The 18,005-nt window shown below is 38.5% G+C and carries 21 protein-coding genes; 5 read left to right on the forward strand and 16 right to left on the reverse strand.

The features are described from left to right. Nucleotides 1-72 precede the first annotated feature (72 nt). Nucleotides 73-924: a phosphatidylserine decarboxylase gene (locus M3P19_RS05365; RefSeq protein WP_249656604.1), complete on the forward strand. Its 852-nt coding sequence runs from the start codon at nucleotides 73-75 to the stop codon at nucleotides 922-924. Between the two features lie 23 nt (nucleotides 925-947). On the opposite strand, the gene M3P19_RS05370 is transcribed toward M3P19_RS05365, so the two are convergent. Further along, a complete protein-coding gene (locus M3P19_RS05370; RefSeq protein ID WP_249656605.1) occupies nucleotides 948-1,820 on the reverse strand; it encodes a DUF72 domain-containing protein in 873 nt (290 codons plus the stop codon). Nucleotides 1,821-1,945: 125 nt separating this feature from the next. Here M3P19_RS05370 and M3P19_RS05375 point away from each other — a divergent pair, with 125 nt between their 5' ends. Continuing rightward, nucleotides 1,946-2,356 (forward strand): glyoxalase, encoded by a 411-nt coding sequence (locus M3P19_RS05375; protein WP_249656606.1) that lies wholly within the window; start codon nucleotides 1,946-1,948, stop codon nucleotides 2,354-2,356. Here the strand turns inward: M3P19_RS05375 and M3P19_RS05380 are convergent. Then, nucleotides 2,345-3,025, reverse strand: coding sequence for a DUF2461 domain-containing protein (locus M3P19_RS05380; RefSeq protein WP_249656607.1), 681 nt, complete (start codon nucleotides 3,023-3,025; stop codon nucleotides 2,345-2,347). The two genes, M3P19_RS05375 and M3P19_RS05380, sit on opposite strands and share 12 nt — an antisense overlap. Before the next feature lie 94 nt (nucleotides 3,026-3,119). On the opposite strand from M3P19_RS05380, the gene epsC reads away from it, so the two are divergent. Together epsC and cysM are read left to right on the forward strand one after the other, a co-directional pair. Next, nucleotides 3,120-3,911 (forward strand): serine O-acetyltransferase EpsC, encoded by a 792-nt coding sequence (gene epsC, locus M3P19_RS05385; protein WP_249656608.1) that lies wholly within the window; start codon nucleotides 3,120-3,122, stop codon nucleotides 3,909-3,911. Further along, nucleotides 3,904-4,788 carry a cysteine synthase CysM gene (gene cysM, locus M3P19_RS05390; protein WP_249656609.1) on the forward strand — a complete coding sequence of 295 codons (885 nt, stop codon included), beginning with the start codon at nucleotides 3,904-3,906 and terminating at the stop codon, nucleotides 4,786-4,788. The genes epsC and cysM overlap by 8 nt, the downstream gene beginning before the upstream one ends. Here the strand turns inward: cysM and M3P19_RS05395 are convergent. Beyond that, entirely contained in the window at nucleotides 4,785-5,525 is a 741-nt protein-coding gene (locus M3P19_RS05395; protein WP_249656610.1) for an alpha/beta hydrolase, read from the reverse strand. The genes cysM and M3P19_RS05395 overlap by 4 nt on opposite strands. A gap of 46 nt (nucleotides 5,526-5,571) precedes the next feature. Next, the gene (locus tag M3P19_RS05400; protein WP_249656611.1) at nucleotides 5,572-6,447 is read right to left on the reverse strand and encodes an alpha/beta hydrolase; all 876 of its coding nucleotides are present in this window, start codon (nucleotides 6,445-6,447) and stop codon (nucleotides 5,572-5,574) included. Between the two features lie 267 nt (nucleotides 6,448-6,714). Here M3P19_RS05400 and M3P19_RS05405 point away from each other — a divergent pair, with 267 nt between their 5' ends. Beyond that, on the forward strand, nucleotides 6,715-7,197 hold the full coding sequence (locus tag M3P19_RS05405; RefSeq protein WP_249656612.1) for a hypothetical protein: 483 nt from the start codon (nucleotides 6,715-6,717) through the stop codon (nucleotides 7,195-7,197). 7 nt (nucleotides 7,198-7,204) lie between these two features. On the opposite strand, the gene M3P19_RS05410 is transcribed toward M3P19_RS05405, so the two are convergent. The 12 genes from M3P19_RS05410 to hisG form a co-directional block, all read right to left on the reverse strand. Continuing rightward, the gene (locus tag M3P19_RS05410) at nucleotides 7,205-8,677 is read right to left on the reverse strand and encodes a magnesium chelatase (protein WP_249656613.1); all 1,473 of its coding nucleotides are present in this window, start codon (nucleotides 8,675-8,677) and stop codon (nucleotides 7,205-7,207) included. Nucleotides 8,678-8,685: 8 nt separating this feature from the next. Next, nucleotides 8,686-9,852 carry a vWA domain-containing protein gene (locus M3P19_RS05415; RefSeq protein ID WP_249656614.1) on the reverse strand — a complete coding sequence of 389 codons (1,167 nt, stop codon included), beginning with the start codon at nucleotides 9,850-9,852 and terminating at the stop codon, nucleotides 8,686-8,688. 69 nt (nucleotides 9,853-9,921) lie between these two features. Continuing rightward, the gene (gene hisIE, locus M3P19_RS05420; protein WP_249656615.1) at nucleotides 9,922-10,521 is read right to left on the reverse strand and encodes a bifunctional phosphoribosyl-AMP cyclohydrolase/phosphoribosyl-ATP diphosphatase HisIE; all 600 of its coding nucleotides are present in this window, start codon (nucleotides 10,519-10,521) and stop codon (nucleotides 9,922-9,924) included. A 29-nt stretch (nucleotides 10,522-10,550) separates the two neighbouring features. Then, complete coding sequence (hisF, locus tag M3P19_RS05425) at nucleotides 10,551-11,306, reverse strand: imidazole glycerol phosphate synthase subunit HisF (protein ID WP_249656616.1); 756 nt, start codon at nucleotides 11,304-11,306, stop codon at nucleotides 10,551-10,553. Between the two features lie 24 nt (nucleotides 11,307-11,330). Further along, complete coding sequence (locus tag M3P19_RS05430) at nucleotides 11,331-11,855, reverse strand: DinB family protein (RefSeq protein WP_249656617.1); 525 nt, start codon at nucleotides 11,853-11,855, stop codon at nucleotides 11,331-11,333. Continuing rightward, complete coding sequence (locus M3P19_RS05435; RefSeq protein ID WP_249656618.1) at nucleotides 11,842-12,627, reverse strand: 1-(5-phosphoribosyl)-5-[(5-phosphoribosylamino)methylideneamino]imidazole-4-carboxamide isomerase; 786 nt, start codon at nucleotides 12,625-12,627, stop codon at nucleotides 11,842-11,844. The genes M3P19_RS05430 and M3P19_RS05435 overlap by 14 nt, the downstream gene beginning before the upstream one ends. Nucleotides 12,628-12,629: 2 nt before the next feature. After that, nucleotides 12,630-13,049: a GNAT family N-acetyltransferase gene (locus M3P19_RS05440; protein ID WP_249656619.1), complete on the reverse strand. Its 420-nt coding sequence runs from the start codon at nucleotides 13,047-13,049 to the stop codon at nucleotides 12,630-12,632. After that, nucleotides 13,046-13,633 carry an imidazole glycerol phosphate synthase subunit HisH gene (gene hisH / locus M3P19_RS05445; RefSeq protein ID WP_249656620.1) on the reverse strand — a complete coding sequence of 196 codons (588 nt, stop codon included), beginning with the start codon at nucleotides 13,631-13,633 and terminating at the stop codon, nucleotides 13,046-13,048. Before hisH ends, M3P19_RS05440 begins: the two co-directional genes overlap by 4 nt. A gap of 34 nt (nucleotides 13,634-13,667) precedes the next feature. Beyond that, nucleotides 13,668-14,804, reverse strand: a complete 1,137-nt coding sequence (gene hisB, locus M3P19_RS05450) for a bifunctional histidinol-phosphatase/imidazoleglycerol-phosphate dehydratase HisB (protein WP_249656621.1) — start codon at nucleotides 14,802-14,804, stop codon at nucleotides 13,668-13,670. After that, complete coding sequence (hisC, locus tag M3P19_RS05455; RefSeq protein WP_249656622.1) at nucleotides 14,804-15,853, reverse strand: histidinol-phosphate transaminase; 1,050 nt, start codon at nucleotides 15,851-15,853, stop codon at nucleotides 14,804-14,806. The genes hisB and hisC overlap by 1 nt, the downstream gene beginning before the upstream one ends. Continuing rightward, nucleotides 15,850-17,133 carry a histidinol dehydrogenase gene (gene hisD, locus M3P19_RS05460; protein ID WP_249656623.1) on the reverse strand — a complete coding sequence of 428 codons (1,284 nt, stop codon included), beginning with the start codon at nucleotides 17,131-17,133 and terminating at the stop codon, nucleotides 15,850-15,852. The genes hisC and hisD overlap by 4 nt, the downstream gene beginning before the upstream one ends. Then, nucleotides 17,133-17,990, reverse strand: coding sequence for an ATP phosphoribosyltransferase (hisG, locus tag M3P19_RS05465; RefSeq protein ID WP_249656624.1), 858 nt, complete (start codon nucleotides 17,988-17,990; stop codon nucleotides 17,133-17,135). The genes hisD and hisG overlap by 1 nt, the downstream gene beginning before the upstream one ends. Nucleotides 17,991-18,005 lie beyond the last annotated feature (15 nt).

Raw genomic sequence — 18,005 nt, forward strand, 5'->3', positions numbered from 1 at the left:
TTTTCTTAATTCTCTAGGGCGAATGAATGCATAACCATAATTTGAAGCATCAATCCATACGAACAATCATTCATGCAAGCTTCATTCCCGTATTATTCCGACCCCAGCTTTACTGTATTCAAGGTGCCAAAATGGCGAGCTGATTTATACAAATTTCTATCCGTAAACATTTGGGGGAATATCCCAAGTAATCTTCAAAGAGCATTTTCAACATGGTATAGTTCGTTGTATAACAAGCCTTTTTCCAAGACTATAATCGCACCTTATATTCGTTTGAATTATTCCGACAAAAACTATTTAGAAAAGTTTAAACCGCCTCATGGCAAAACAGATTTTGAATGCTTTCAAGATTTTTTCATAAGAGAGTTCAAGCATTTACCCAAAACTGATAGTCCATATGTTTGGCCCTGCGAAGGACTTCTTTGTGATGAGGAAAGACTTGAAAATTTACGACTTGTCTGTATAAAATCAGATATCAGGACAATTTCAACCGTATTTGGTGTTGAAGAGAGGCAAATTCCGAAACACTATACATTCACCAACGTTTTTTTACACAATAAAAATTACCATCGTATTCATTCCCCTGTTGATGGTACCATTACTAGAATTCAGCATGTACCAGGTGACCTAGTTGTGCTCCGTCCATGGATTTATAAAGGAAATCCCTCCTTACCTGCCTTTAGAAACGAGCGTTATAATATTGATATTCAGGATACATTGGGAAGAACATGGTATCTGTCTATTGTTGGCGGACCTGCCGTGGGAACAATTGCCTTAGGTGAAAATATAGCTCCAGGAAACACGGTTTCAAAACTTCAAGAGATTTCGCTTTTTTACTTGGGTTCTACCTGCTGTATGGCTGCACCTATCTCACCTAGATTTCATGCCAAAGATACTTTTGTGGAAGTTGGAGTACCCTATTAATAGTCGGTTTTCGGCTTTATTTTTTAGAGTGTATTGGGTATTACAAGTTGAGCATCCAATTTTCGGTTCAATTTTTCTATGAGGTAAGCAGATAATAAGGGAGACTCAAGTTCTAGATTTTGATGCACGAAAAAGTGAATGTTGGTCAACCCTTTACTTTTCCATTGTTGAAGACGAGTAATCCAATCATCCAATCGATCGTAGTCCGTAGGGTGATTGGCCCCAACATATCTTACAAAAGCCTCATTATTTGATAATCGCATATGCATTAAATCCCGCCTTCCTGCGGTATCTACCAATACATGGGCAATGTTGTTTTCCTTTAATAAATAATACAAATCTCCTGCTATGGAATTATCCGCATACCAATCTTTGTGTCTGAATTCCATTGCTAATGGAATTTCTTTTGGCCAATAGTTCACGTACCGCTCTACCCTATCCCAATTTTTTGGACCAAAATTACCATGCAGTTGCAAAAAAATAGTTCCCATTTTCTCTCGCAATAGTGTGGTAACTTCCAAATACCGATCTGTTATTTCATAAACCTTATCATTCAACCTTCTTAAATGACTTACTCGATTTATCATTTTAGGAAAAAATCGAAAATTTGCTGGAGTTCTGTCATACCATTTCTGGTATTGATCTGGAGGAAATATTCGGTAGAAAGTTGCATTAAGTTCTATACTATTGAATTGCGAAGCGTAATAAACCAACTCGTCCTTTGTACCTCTGGGATAGAAATTTTTTAAGTCCTGACGGTTCCATTTGGCGCAACCTATATAAAAGTTTGAATCGTTCACCAAATTACTTCTGGAAAGAATCCGTTCCGTATCAGGATGGTCCAAAGGCATAGTAAAATCAATAAGTTCGGGATGTTCTACTTTACCGAATTTCATTTGACTCAGGGATTTAAAGACGTGAATTTAAGTAAAAATGTGACTGTTTATAACATGGTTAAAAACTAAAACCAATTCGCAATTTGTGCAATTTTTGATTATGTAATTTTAATAAAACTCTCAAAATGGATTCACGATCAGAAGACCTGTTGGCCATGCGGCCTGAGATTCCACAAGTTAATTTTCACGAGGAAATGGGTTCAGAAGAGCGGTTTCAAAATCAAACGCTACGTCCCATAATAAAGCTCCAAAACGATTTAATCATTGAAGTTTTCAAGAATTACATTCGAAAGCATAAAGGTGCTTTTTATGAACTAACCTTGGAAAAACGAATGCAATTCATAGACAATTCCATTCAAAAAGATATTAAGTTTAGAAATAGCTTAAAGGGCATGATTATTGGCCACTTCACGGTTCAAGAATATAGGACTTACATTTTGAATTCTTCTGCTTTGAATAAGCGAATGATGAACATGGTCATTCGAAGATTGAAAGATCAAATACAATTATTGGAACTTCCTGTTTTAGTCCAATAGTGATTCTCCGTTCAGGTTGGTGGTAAGGATATCACTCATTAAATCAAAATAGGGCCTAATTGCTTGAAAAGACTTATCCACATCATCTATAAAATCCTTTGATAGTGCTTCCTTGTCCGAGAAATTGCGAACAAAGATGAATTGTTTTCTTTTTATCAAATCTATATTCTGATGTTCCTTATCAAAACCTTTTGGAGCGGTTTTTACCCCATCACCTTGTAATTCTCCCCAGATGGCTTTAAAATTTTTATCCTCAATAATTTTTCTAAAGTCCGTGGCATCCATTTCAAATTCCTTTCGGATACGAAACAAGTCTTCCTTGTTGGGGTCCCAAAATCCAGTAGCAATGAATGTTCCTCCTGGTTTTAAGTGTAAGTAATATCCACCGCGCAATCGTGCACCCAATCTTGAAAATGACCCTGCAAAATGTGCTTTATATGGTGTTTTATCCTTGGAAAATCGTACGTCCCGATAGATCCGGAACATTTTTATCTTTTCAATTTCATCATGATCGTTTAACCTTTCCTTTAAATTTTCATAGAAAGATTTCACGTCAGCCTCATGCTTTTTGAAAGTACTCTTGTTGGCGTTGAACCAATCTTTGGTATTATTGTTGGCCAGATCTTTTAAAAAACCGAATGCCTCTTTGGAAATTAGGGAATTGTTCACACTTGACTATTGAGATGTTATAATTAAGCTAAAGTTATACATTTCTTTAACCGTGTGGTCTTCATTTAGCTATTTTTAACCATTATTTCTAAGCATGGATAAGCAAACCATTATCGAAGAATTGAATAGGCATAAGAATTTACCCTATTTAGACTATAGACTTAAAGAAGAAACTGAAAAATTTACCAATCTATTGTTTCACACGCTATTTGATGTGAACACACCTGTTGCCGAAAATTTAGATGTGCTCGAAACAAAGTTCAGTTATTTGGTAGAGCTGGCTTGTTGGGATTTGGAGCGACCTTGTGTTAAAGTTTGGGATCATTATGTGCGATCGCTTCCAAGTATTTTGGAAAAATTGAATTTGGACGCCGAGGCAATTGTAAACGGTGACCCAGCTTCATTGTCGTTGCAAGAAGTTTATATGGCGTATCCAGGGTTTTATGCCATTGCAATTTACAGATTGGCACATGAACTTTATAATCAAGGGTTCCCGCTTGTACCTCGATTAATGACCGAGTATGCACATCGACAGACGGGTGTGGATATCAACCCAGGTGCGCAAATAGGAAAGTCGTTTTTCATAGATCATGCCACCGGTGTGGTAATAGGTGAAACCGCTGTGATTCATGACAACGTGAAGATATATCAAGGGGTAACTCTTGGTGCGCTTTACGTATCCAAGAACTTGCAAAAAACCAAAAGGCATCCCACAATTATGTCTAATGTAACCATCTATGCGAATGCTACAATTTTAGGCGGAAAAACTGTGATTGGTGAAAATTCCACCATAGGGGGCAACGCTTGGTTGACAGTATCTGTACCCCCAAACTCAACCGTATTCCATACCTCCGAAGTTAAAATCAAGACAGTTACCAATGTCTAATTCCATACTTGATCTAATAGGAAATACGCCTTTGGTGGAATCCAAGGTGTTGAATACCAATCCAAATGTGCAGTTGTTGTTTAAATTGGAAGGTCAGAATCCAGGGGGAAGTGTAAAGGACAGACCTGCCTTAAACATGATTAAAAGTGGTATGGAACGCGGTGAAATTACGCGCCAAACCAAATTAATAGAAGCCACCAGCGGCAACACCGGTATTGCTTTAGCCATGATTGCAGGTATTGTAGGAATGGACATAGAATTGGTAATGCCTGAAAATTCCACAAAAGAGCGTGTACAGACCATGCGTGCTTATGGCGCAAAGGTAACTTTGACTTCTGCTGATATTGGTATTGAGGGAGCTAGGGACTATGCGGAGGCCAAAGTGGCCAACGATGGCTATAAAATGCTAAATCAATTTGCCAATGACGATAATTGGAGGGCCCATTACAAAACCACAGGACCTGAAATTTGGAACGATACGAATCAGGCAATCACGCATTTTGTTTCAAGCATGGGAACAACCGGAACCATTATGGGAACTTCTACTTTTCTAAAGGAGCAAAATCCGGCCATACAAATAATAGGGGTGCAACCCACTGACAATTCCAGAATTCCAGGTATCCGCAAATGGCCTGAAGCTTATCTGCCAAAGATATTTGACCGTACAAAAGTTGACACCATCATGGAAGTTAGTCAAGATGAGGCTGAAAAAACTGCGCGATTGTTGGCTTCTGAGGAGGGTATATTTGCTGGAGTAAGTAGTGGTGGAGCAACTGCAGTAGCTTTAAGGTTGGCTAATTCCTTAGAAAGTGGCACTATTGTATCCATTGTATGTGATCGTGGGGATAGGTACTTGTCTTCCGAGCTATTTGGCTAATTCCCTAATTCCGATTGAATGCCATTCTGGTAAATTTCATACTGGTCTAAATCATTATGTCGACCGTTGGGAATTGTGTAGAGCTTTCTATCAGCATTTTCTATGGATTCATATAACTTAACACCAGATTCATAGGGCACTACCCTATCTTCTGTACCATGGAAAATTCGAATAGGTACATTTGTATCTGCCAGATACTTATGGGAAGGAATTGTATACTTGATCAACTGTTTTACCGGCAATAAGGGAAATCTATCTTTAGCAACTTCCAACAAGCTATAGTAGGGTGTTTCCAAAATTAATTTACCTGGTTGATTAATGGAAGTGAGATAACTAGCCAATCCAGTTCCTAATGAACGACCATAGAGGATGATTTGCTGCTCTTCAAAGCGTTCTTTGGCATAATCATAGAATAATTGGGCATCCTGGTTTAAAACTGACTCACTCCGCTCACCTGTACTTTTACCATAACCTCTATAATCCATAACAATCACATCGTATCCAAAATCCGTGAATTTGGAAGTAATCTCTCCCCAACGGCTTAAATCACCAGCGTTTCCATGAAAATATAGTATCAAACCTTTAGGATTATCCACTTCAAAGTGAAGTGCATTAAGCCTTGCACCATCATTGGCGGTAAGAAACAATTCCTGGAATGGTTTGTCAAAGGAATAGGCAAAGTCATTAGGCAATTGTGTGGGCAGGAATATTAACTTGTCTTGAAATGTATGAAACATGAGTAGGAGTAGTAAAAATAAACCAAGGCAGACGAGGACGACCTTCTTAAGCTTTCGCATTGGCGCGTTTTGAACTGTGTTTTACATTAAAACTTGAACCTTCAAGATTGACTTTTCTAAGTTTCGAGGTCATTATTTCCGTCAACATCTTGTGGTACGATTCAAAGTTGTTCAGGTTTTTATGACCACCCCCGATAACCGTATACAACTTGGTTGTTTTGGGTTTTATTTTTGATAGTCGAACACTAGTTTTATAAGGTATTAAGCGATCATCCGTACCATGTATAATATGGATAGGACAATTCACATATTTCAACCATTTGTAGGTAGGCATTGGAAACTTTATCAATATGGATAATGGCATAAATGGAATGTACTTTTTAGCCACCTTGCTCAAGCTGTAGTATGGAGCGTCCAAAATCAACATTCTAGGATTGTTCATTGATGCTAGTTTAGCAGCAAACCCAGACCCCATTGATCTACCATAAAGAATGATATATTTTTCAGGCACCTTTTCCTTTATCTTATTATAGATAACCTGCATATCACGTTTTACCGCTTTTTGAGTTCTACGGCCTGTACTTTTCCCAAAGCCTCGATAGTCTACCATAATGACATCATACCCATGTCTTGTAAAATCAACCGCAAACTTTCCCCATCCTTTAATGCTTTTGGAATTACCCTTTAGGTAGAAAACCACACCTTTTGGATTATCCGTTTTAAAGCGAAGTCCATTTATAGTTGCACCATCCCTAGTTTCAATATTGTATTCGTCTATTTCTTGGTTATTGTAATAAAACTGGAAATCATCCGGTAACTTTTCAGGTTTAAAAAGAAAATAATCCTGAAGAAAATACAATAGTACACTGATGAGCACATAAATTGCCAGAACGGTAAGTAGAACAGTCAACCAGTTTGCCATTCACATAAGTATTTGTTCCAAAATACAAAAAATTCAATTGTTGATGTAAGAAGCTTTAAAAACGGCGCTTCTTGAACAAAATGAATCTTGTCTACTTGAATTATAAGTCATTCGATAAACGGTTGTGACGCGCTTAATGGGCACAATTTCACCACAGGATATTCTACTTACCCAACATTACATGTGATTCATCGATTTATTCAGAATATTCCAAAGCCAATCTCGTTCTTAGAGTGAACTTTTGAGTTCCCCAAATCCTAAATTGAAATGAACTTAGTCAAGAATTTCTTAAGTTGGCGTGTTAATAACATCCTGATTTTCATTATCCTTTTACTTTTGTCCGTGTCCAATTTCTATGGATTGTTTACAAACAAATTCTATTTTCTAAAACCGGACAATTATATATTTCCACTGTTCTCCATTATTCATTTTATCTACCTCTATGTAGTTTGGTTTAAGATTACAGAAAAAGAAATGCCAGATCCTAAAATGCGGAATTTGGAGTACATATTATACGCCGTAATGATTGTTTATGTCTTCAAAATTTATGACTCTTTTTTAATTTTGGGTTCAACTTCAGACTATGTAAACTCAGTAATTCCGGCTACTTTTATGCCCATGGCAATTTCTATACTAATCTTGTATTGTTTACTGGCCCTATTGACTTTGGTGTCCTTTTGGTATCGTAAACAACTCATTGGCAGTTATAATTTTGAAAACTACAATGACAATTTAAATCTATGGATGTAGCAAGTTACTAGAGTCCTCGAATGTAACTGCCGTAAAGGTCCTTAAATTGATATCCCTGGGTGAATCGTTTTTTGCTAAGCTTATTGTGTGCTACCAATCCCCATAATAAGAGTTCTTTCAAAAAATAAGAATCTTCTTTTTTGACATTGGGGTGGTATTCTTTGATTAGTTTTTGAAGCGGCACAATGGAATCCAATTTTGATTGATAGTCTATGTCATTGTCTTCATCCAATAAATCAAATCCTTCACCTTCAAAAAACCACAATACCAAATCATCATAAACCGTTTCTTCCTCCTTACGTTCCAATTTTGCAATTTTTGGAAAGAAATTTGGAAACAAGGTTTTGATGGCTTCATCCACTAAAGATTCTGCAACGGAGCCAGCTCCCTCCTGTTCTCCTTCGTAGACTAACTCTATTTTTCCAGTAATTGAAGGGATTACGCCCATAAAATCACTTAGTCTAACAGTAGTGCTGTCAATTCCAGACCTTGCTATTCGCCTTTCAGCGGTACTCAGAAGATTTTCAAATGCAGTGATGCTCATCCGCGCACTTACACCACTTTTAGCATCAACATACTCGCTGTTTCGAGCCTCAAAACTAATTTGCTCCAATACATCCATGGCCAATTCCGGGACATGGACCTGTTCTTTTTGCCGGCTATCCAATTTTGCTTCTTGAAGGGTGATTTTTTTGGCAATTTCCAGATCTTCTGGATAATGCGTCAATATTTGCGAGCCAATTCTGTCCTTCAGTGGTGTTACAATACTACCTCGATTGGTATAATCTTCAGGATTCGCAGTAAAAACAAATTGTAAATCCAAGGATAACCTTAGTTTAAAACCTCTAATCTGAATATCGCCTTCTTGAAGGATATTGAATAAGGCAACTTGGATGCGCGCCTGAAGGTCGGGAAGTTCATTAATTACAAAAATACTTCTGTTTGCCCTGGGAATCATGCCAAAATGTATGACACGATCATCTGCATAGGACAGTTTTAGGTTTGCCGCCTTAATCGGGTCTATATCACCTATTAAATCAGCTACTGTTACATCTGGTGTTGCCAATTTTTCATAAAACCGCTCATCTCGATGTAACCATTCAATTGGAGTATCATCGCCTTTTTCTGTAATCAACTCCTTGGCATATCGTGAAATTGGCGCAAATGGATCATCGTTGATTTCGGAACCGGCAACAATTGGAATCCACTCGTCCAACAACTGGACCATGAGCCTGGCCAAACGCGTTTTTGCCTGACCTCTAAGTCCTAACAAATTGATGTTATGTCTTGAAAGAATCGCGCGTTCCAATTCAGGTATTACAGAATTTTCATAGCCCCAAACACCATGAAAGGTTTCTTCACCTTTCTTTATACTTTCTAAAAGATTCTCCCTAAGCTCATCTTTAATGCTTTTATGGGAATACCCAGCCTTAATCAACTGGCCAAGGGTCTTTATTTTTTCATGCGTTGTAATCGCCATCTTCACTGTTATCCTTTAATTCTTTTTCTTCTGTTTTGTTCGTAATCCTCGAAAATCATTTCACCTAAACCTTTAAGGCCTGTATAAAATGCTTTTCCTTTGTTTGCTTTGGTAAACTCACGCACAAATTTCATCAGGTACGGGTCCTCTGCAATCATAAATGTGGTAATCGGAATATGCAATTTTCTTGCTTGCTGTGCCATGTTGTAGCATTTTTCAACGATATACTCATCCAATCCAACACTGTTTTTGTAGTAATCCCCATTTGGTAGCCGTAAACAGGAAGGCTTACCATCTGTTATCATGAAAATTTGCTTATTGGTATTCCGTTTCCTTCTTAGCATGTCCATTGCAAGTTGCAATCCCGCTACGGTATTGGTATGATAAGGTCCTACTTTAAGATAGGGCAATTCCTTAATGGAAATAGGCCAAGCATCATTCCCAAAGACCAAAATGTCCAAAGTATCCTTCGGGTATCGTGTAGTTATCAACTCGGCAAGAGCCATGGCCACCTTCTTTGCAGGGGTTATGCGATCTTCGCCGTATAGAATCATACTATGGCTGATATCTATCATCAAAACCGTACTCATCTGCGCTTTATACTGAGTATCTTCTACCACCAAGTCCTCTTCACGCAATGAAAAATTATCCAGACCATGATTCACCTGTGCGTTCTTCAGGCTTTCTGTCATTGAAATATGTTCCAAGGCATCGCCAAAACGGTATTCCCTGAACTCACCAGTATGCTCATCTCCCCTACCAGATTTACCCGTTTTATGGTTACCGGAGCCGCTTCGTTTTAATTTCCCAAAAATTTGGTCAAGTGCGCGTTGCCGCAACATGCGTTCTAGTTTCGCGGTTATGGAAAATCCACTATTCCCCTCACCCTCATCCCCTTCGTCACCCTCAGTTCCTGCTTCATTGTTGTCCAAATCAATTTCTTCTCGAATAAACCCCTTTGCCTTTAGCTCTTCGATAAAATCATCAATAGTATAGTCATCGTCGGTTAACTCATACTCCTTGTCCAACTCGCGCAGCCAATCCAAGGCTTCTTCCACATCCCCAGAGGTATGGGTAATCAGTTCTTGAAAAATCTCGAATAGTTTTTCAAAAGGAGTTTGATGAGGTGCTTCGTAAGTAGTAAAGCGAAATCCCTTTCTAGTGTTCATAGCCATTACATAAAAATACGCTATTTAGCTGTAAACCTTACAGGATTAGAAAAACCTTAACGCTAGTGTTTAAGCTTACTGATGCCTACCTTGTAGTGTTTTTACAATGTCGTTGAGACTGTATCCTTTGGCCTGAAGAAGAATCAAATAATGAAACAATAGGTCGGCACTTTCATTAAGAAATAGCTCGTCGTTATCGTCTTTTGCTTCTATTACGGTTTCAACCGCTTCCTCTCCTACTTTTTGAGCTATCTTGTTAATACCTTTTCGGAACAACGATGCGACATAACTATTAGGGTCTTCTGAATTATCTTTTCTTGATGCGATAATCATTTCCAACTTAGACAAAAAACCATATTCTTGGTCGTTAGTACCACCCCAGCAGGTAGCGGTTCCTTTGTGACAAGTCGGACCTTGAGGATGCACAAAAACCAAAAGCGTATCCTTATCACAATCATTTTGGATATCCACTAACTGCAAATAATTACCACTCTCCTCTCCTTTTGTCCACAATCGGTTCTTACTTCTGCTGTAAAATGTAACTTTTTTGGTTTTTAAGGTGACGTCTAAGGCTTCTTGGTTCATGTAGCCCAACATCAGCACATTTTTAGTTTGTGCATCTTGAATTATCGCTGGTACCAAACCTTCACCACTTTTTGAAAAATCTACATTCATTACTATGTTTTTAAATCGGTCCGAATAGCTTACAAACGAACTGCTATTCCATTTTCCCGTAATTCTGTTTTTAATTCCTTTATCCCGATTTCCTTAAAATGAAATATACTAGCTGCCAAAGCGGCATCTGCTTTTCCATTTTGAAAGGTATCTGTAAAATGGGACATGTTGCCTGCCCCTCCTGATGCAATTATCGGAATGTTCACCAATTCAGACAATTTTCGAAGTGCCTGATTGGCAAATCCATTCTTTGTGCCATCATGATCCATTGATGTGAACAGTATTTCTCCAGCTCCTCGTTGTTCAACCTCCTTTGCCCATTCAAACAAATCAATTTCCGTTGGTACTTTACCTCCAACCAAATGTACTTTCCATTGGTTGTCTTTTCTTTTGGCATCAATTGCAACAACTATGCATTGGGAACCGAATTTGGCAACCAATTCATTGATCAATTCCGGACGTTTGACTGCGGAGGAATTTATGGATACTTTGTCTGCGCCATTCTTTAAGAGTATATCCACATCTTCCACGGAGGAAATACCACCGCCAACAGTAAAGGGGATGTTCACCTTTTCCCCAACATGATATACCAATTCTGCCAGTGTTTTCCGTTTTTCCTCCGTTGCTGAAATATCCAAAAAAACCAATTCATCAGCACCTTCTTGTGCATAAATTGCTGCGAGCTCGACAGGGTCACCCGCATCACGTAAATCAACAAAATTTACACCTTTAACCGTGCGTCCGTCTTTGATGTCCAAACAAGGAATTATTCGTTTTGTGAGCATAACTACTAGGTTTAGTTCTATGGACTAATTGTTCTTCTCATTTTTGGCGTTTAAATCCATTCCATCATAAAACCCTAGGTCTGAATCAAGAAACAGTTTAGTCAATAGTGCAATTTGACCCGTATGATAGGACAAATGTTCCACGACATGAACAACAGTACCAATCCCAGAGAAATCAAAGCCCTGTACGGTTCTCACCCGTACATATTCGGATGTTGGAGTGGATTTAAAAGTTACTTTGGCCTGACCCACTGTTTGTGTAATTTTTGATAACAATTCGTCTTTGGTATAGCCACCTTTCTTGGTAAATTCTTCATCTCTAAATCGGTTATCGGGTTGATTACCCAGGGAGGAGATGGCATACTGGGTTATGTTTCCACATAAATGCAATATGAGATTGCCAATACTGTTTGACGAATCATTGGGCCTTTTCCAAATCAATTCTTCGGATAATTTGTCGAAACAAATTTCAATCATACGAAGACTTTCATCCATACGGAATGCTGCATTTTGTAGAAATTCCTTTTGAAATTGCTCAAGTGCTTCCATTATCCAAAATGTAATTTTCCAATTGTTTTAAACTTATCTTGTTCTCATAAATCGCTTTACCGATAATGGTTCCTTCGCAGCCTAATTCTTGAAGATGATATAGTTCTTTAAAAGCTGAAATTCCCCCGCTGGCTATCAAATTCACTCCAAGGACTTCTTTATCCTCTACTCCACTTCCTGTAATACGTGTGGTTGTTTTTTTTGTCTTATCAAGGATTTTATGGTACAAATCAAATGAAGGGCCTTCCAGCATGCCGTCCTTGCTGATATCCGTACAAATCACATAGGCTATCCCTTTTTTCAAATAGTCTTGGATAAATGGAATCAATGATAAGTTGGATTCTTCTTGCCATCCTGAAACTGCTATCTTTTCGTTGTTTGCATCAGCGCCAAGAATAATCTTATCGGCTCCATAGGTTTCCAACCATCCCAAAAACACTTGGCTGTCTTTCACTGCAATACTACCTCCTGTTATTTGATGTGCTCCTGATTCAAATGCGATATGCAAATCTTCATTTGATTTCAAACCGCCACCAAAATCAATTTTCAAATTTGTTTTGGAGGCAATTCCGTCCAATATCTTATAATTGACAATATGTTTTGATTTAGCGCCATCCAAATCTACCAAGTGCAAGTATTCAATACCATGTGCCTCAAATTGCTTGGCAACCTCAAGTGGATTTTCGTTGTAGATGACTTTGGTGTCATAGTCACCTTTAGAAAGCCGTACACATTTACCGTCAATAATATCTATCGCAGGAATAATTCTCATATTCAGTCGTATTTAGCGTTATCCATGGCCATCCACATTTCAGAATCCCCTACGGTCTTAAATCCATATGATTCGTATAGACTGTGTGCATCCTTTGTCTTTAATGCCACTGTATGGACTGCTTTGATTTCTGGGAGATTCAATATATGCTTGATCAATATTTTTCCTAGACCTTTACCTTGATGCACTGGTGCAATGATCACATCCATTAGGTAAGCGAATACCACTTCATCAGTTAATAATCTAGCAAACCCAATTAACTCATCATTTTCATTAAAAATCCCGAAGCAACGCGAATTTGCTATTGTTTTTTTGGTCATTTCCAATGTACGATAGCCACCCCAATACGAGTCTTTTATTAACCCGTGGATTAAGGAAACGTCCATTTTGGAGGTGTCTGTTGAAATATAGTATCCCTTCATGATATTCGTTCTAGGAAGTTTTGTAAAATCACGCTTCCAATAGTGCTACTCTTTTCTGGATGAAATTGAACTCCGTAAAAATTGTCCTTGTTCAATGCTGCGCTATATTTCAAATCATAATCGCTGGTTGCAATCGTCTCATCACACAAAGAGGCATAAAAACTGTGCACTAAATAGATATATGAATTATTGGGTGTGTTAAGGAAAAGATCGGTCTTTAACCCCTCAATTTGATTCCACCCAATTTGCGGAACTTTTACCGAATTGGAAAAGCGTCTGACATCAATGTCAAATATGCCCAAACCTTTTGTGTTTCCCTCTTCTGACGAATTGCACATCAATTGCATTCCTAAGCAAATACCAAGTACGGGTTGTTTAAGTTGCGGTATGATTTTATCCAATCCGCTTGATTTCAATTTTGTCATGGCAGAACTTGCCTCCCCCACCCCGGGGAAAATAACCTTATCCGCTGCAAGAATTTCTGAAACATTATCGGTAAGTACCGCCTTATAACCTAATCGTTCTACCGCAAAAATGATACTTTGTATGTTTCCTGCCCCGTAATCGAGTATTACCAGTTTCATCGCTACTTTTCTTTGTTAATTTAAACGTGGATGGTTAAAGCATTCCTTTGGTTGACGGAAGCACCATTTTTTCAACATCCCTTTTGACAGCCATTTTAATGGATTTCGCAAATGCCTTGAAAATGGCCTCAATTTTATGGTGCTCGTTTTTTCCCTCTGCCTTTACATTTAAATTGGCCTTAGCTCCATCCGTGAAGGATTTAAAAAAGTGGTGAAACATTTCCGTAGGCATATCGCCAACCATTTCTCTTTTAAAATCTGCTTCCCAAACGAGCCAATTTCTACCGCCAAAATCAATAGCTACTTGCGCTAGGCAGTCATCCATGGGTAAACAAAAACCATAGCGCTCTATGCCCAATTTATCACCCAATGCTTGATAGAAAACTTCACCCAGTGCGATCCCAGTATCTTCAATAGTATGGTGTTCATCTACATGCAGGTCTCCATTCACCTTAATAGTAAGATCCATTTGTCCATGTCTTGCAAGTTGGTCCAACATATGATCAAAAAAAGCGAGCCCTGTTTCTATTTTACATTTACCCGTGCCATCAAGATTTAATTCGATGTGAATGTCAGTTTCATTGGTCTTTCTCGTGATTTGGGCAGTACGATTATCCAGTTTTAGGAACTCATATATTTTTTCCCAGTCGTTACTTTCCAAAGCAATAAAAGGAGCCAACTCGCTCTTATTTACGGTAATTTCACCTGAGCCAAGATTTGTCTCGTCATTAATGAATATTCCTTTAGCGCCAAGGTTTTTTGCCAATTCAACATCAGTCAAACGGTCTCCAATTACAAACGAATTTTCGAGATCATATTCTTTTGTAAAATAGTCCTTCAGTAGTCCTGTTCCAGGTTTTCGTGTATCGGCATTTTCATCTGGAAATGTCCTATCTATAAATACCTTGTCGAATTTCACACCTTCATTTTCAAAAGCCTTTAGAATGAAATTGTGTACGGGCCAAAAGGTTTCTTCCGGAAATACCTTGGTACCCAAACCATCTTGATTGGTAATCATCACCAATTCAAAATCCAGTTCTTTGGCGATTTTTCCCAAGTATGTGAACGATTTGGGGTAGAAAATCATCTTTTCGAAAGCATCAATTTGCTCATCAACTGTTTCTTTGATGATCGTTCCATCCCTGTCAATGAAAAGTACTTTTTTAGCCATTATCCTAGTGCCTTTAAGGTTGCTATTAATTTTTGATTCTCTGATGGTGTACCTATTGTAAACCGTAAAGTATTCGCGCACAGCGGTTGTGTACTTCTATTCCGTATTACGATTTTCTCGCGTAAAAGTTCATTATATCGTTTATTCGCGTCATCCACTTTCACTAGAAGAAAATTGGTATCCGTTGGGTACACAATTTTCACAAAATCCAATTCAATCATGGCTTTGGCTAGTTTACCTCTTTCTTCCAGTATCTGTTGAACTTCTTGCTTGGTTTTATTTCCTGCCAACAGATGATCTAATGCCTTGCCCTGAGTCAACTGATTTACATTATAAGGTGGCTTGATCTTATTCAGAATTTCTATGATAGCACTTGATGCATAGCATGTTCCAAGGCGGATGCCAGCCATACCATAGGCTTTTGAGAGCGTTTGTGTGACGATCAAATTTGGAAATTGCTCCAAAGATTCAATCCAAGATGGTGTTTTGGCAAAATCGATATAGGCTTCATCAATTACGACAATACCGGAAAAATTTTCCAATATTTTGATCACCGCCTCTTTATCAAAAATGTTAGCTGTTGGATTATTAGGTGAGCAAATAAAAATTAATTTACTCTTTGAATCTATGGCTTTAAAAATTCTTTCAGCATCCAATTCAAAATCAGAAGTCAATAGAACTTCCTTGTTTTCAACTGCATTTATTCCTGCCAGCACCTTATACATGCCGTACGTTGGAGGCATTGTAATTATGTTATCTACATTGGGTTCGCAAAAGGCCCTAAAAATCAAATCCAAGACTTCGTCGCTGCCATTACCCAATAAAATTTGATCTTCCAAAACATTTTTCTGTTCTGCCAAAACAGTTTTTAGAGATCGTTGTTGCGGGTCCGGATAGCGATTGACCCCATTTTCAAATGGGTTTTCATTCGCATCCAAAAAAACCATCTGTGACCCATCTGAAACATATTCGTCCCTTGCTGATGAATAGGGTTTTAATCCCTTCACGCTGTCACGTACAAGCTTGTTCAAATCAAAATTGGAACTCATAGCAAACTATTTAATCGTACTGTTACCGCGTTTTTATGTGCTTGCAAACCTTCAGCCTCTGCCATTAATTCAATGGCATTTCCGATGCGCTTCATGCCATCTTCACTGATTTTCTGGAAGGTCATACTTTTCATAAAACTGTCAAGATTTACCCCGCTGTATTGCTTTGCATATCCATTAGTTGGTAAAGTGTGGTTGGTTCCTGAAGCATAATCCCCGGCACTTTCGGGAGTATAGTTACCCACAAAAACGGAACCGGCATTTGCTATATTATTCACGTAAAACTCATCTTCGGCAGTGCAAACAATGAAATGTTCAGGTCCATACGCATTAATAAGTTCTAAGGCTTCTTCCTTATTTTCCATAAGAATCAACCGGCTATTAGCTATTGATTTTTTGGCAATATCCTTCCTTGGTAACACAGCTATTTGCAACTCCAATTCGGTTGCGACACTATCCAACATGGTTGAAGAAGTTGATACGAATAGCACCTGACTATCCACACCATGTTCTGCCTGACTTAGTAAATCTGCAGCCACAAATTTGGGATTGGCAGTATCATCAGCTACCACCAACAACTCACTCGGACCAGCTGGCATATCAATGGCTACTCCGTATTTTGTGGCCAACTGTTTTGCTACTGTAACATATTGGTTTCCTGGGCCAAATATTTTGTAAACTTGAGGAATTGTTGCCGTTCCAAATGTCAATGCAGCAATAGCTTGAATGCCACCCACCTTACAAATATTAGTAATCCCGCAGAGTTGTGCCGTATAAAGTATTGCAGGATTAATGGCACCTGATGTATCTGGCGGGGTACAAAGAACAATTTCTTTACAGCCAGCTATTTTAGCAGGAACTGCCAGCATTAAAATTGTTGAAAATAACGGAGCAGTTCCTCCTGGGATGTACAAGCCAACTTTTTGAATAGGACGTTTTTCTTGCCAACACTTTACGCCTGGCATGGTTTCCAAGCTTACCGTAGCGGTCTGTTGGGCTGAATGAAACTTCTCAATATTCGATTTGGCCAGTTTTATGGCATTCTTAAGCTGGTCTGGAACTTGATTTATTGCTTCTTCTATTTCTTCTGAGCCAACCAGCATATTTTCTAATTTGACCCCATCAAATTTGGCGGTATAGGAATTCACTGCGACATCCCCATCACGTTCAACATCCTTAAAAACTCCTGTTACCGTCGACTCAATATCGGATACGGTAGCCGTTGGACGTTGCAATATGTTTTTCCAATCTGCTTTTTCTGGATATTCGAATTGTTTCATCAGAGCACCATTTTTTCAATTGGACAAACCAAAATACCTTCTGCGCCAGCAGCTTTCAATTCATCCAGAACATCCCAAAACGTATCCCTGTTAATAACAGTATGTACTGAACTCCATCCTTCTTCAGCCAAGGGCAATACCGTTGGGCTGCGCATACCTGGTAGTATGGCAATGATTTCGTCAAGTTTCTCGTTAGGCGCATTTAAGAGTACGTATTTATTCTGTCTTGCTTGTAAAACGGAATTGATTCGAAATCGCAGTCTCGTCAATATCTCTTCTCTTTCTTCAGAGATTTTAGGTGACACTGCAAGAACTGCTTCACTTTTAAGAATAACTTCAACTTCTTTCAAGTTGTTTTTAAAAAGTGTACTGCCACTGGATACTATATCGCATATCCCATTAGCCAAACCAATATTGGGCGCAATTTCAACAGATCCATTGATAATATGTAATTCTGCCTTTACCCCTTTGGATTCCAAGTATTTTTTTACCGTATTGGGATATGAGGTTGCAATACGCCTGCCTTCAAAGTCTTGTACGGAATTGTATTCCATGCTATTAGGCACGGCCAAGGAAACACGGCATTTGGAAAAATTGAGCCGCTCCATTACCAAAATGTCCTCCCCTTTTTCAACTAGAACATTCTCCCCAATAATGGCTATATCCACAACACCATCCCTTAGATATTGTGGAATGTCCCCATTTCGTAAATAGAATACCTCCAACGGAAAGTTACGTGCAGTAGCCTTCAACTGATCTTTACCATTATCTATTGAAACACCGCAATCTTTTAAGATTTTCAGGGAGTCCTCATTTAATCTTCCACTTTTTTGGACCGCGATTCTAATCTTTGTCATTTTAAGTCAATTTAT

The sequence above is a fragment of the Flagellimonas spongiicola genome (genome assembly GCF_023502425.1).
GTDB classification, from domain to species: domain Bacteria; phylum Bacteroidota; class Bacteroidia; order Flavobacteriales; family Flavobacteriaceae; genus Flagellimonas; species Flagellimonas spongiicola.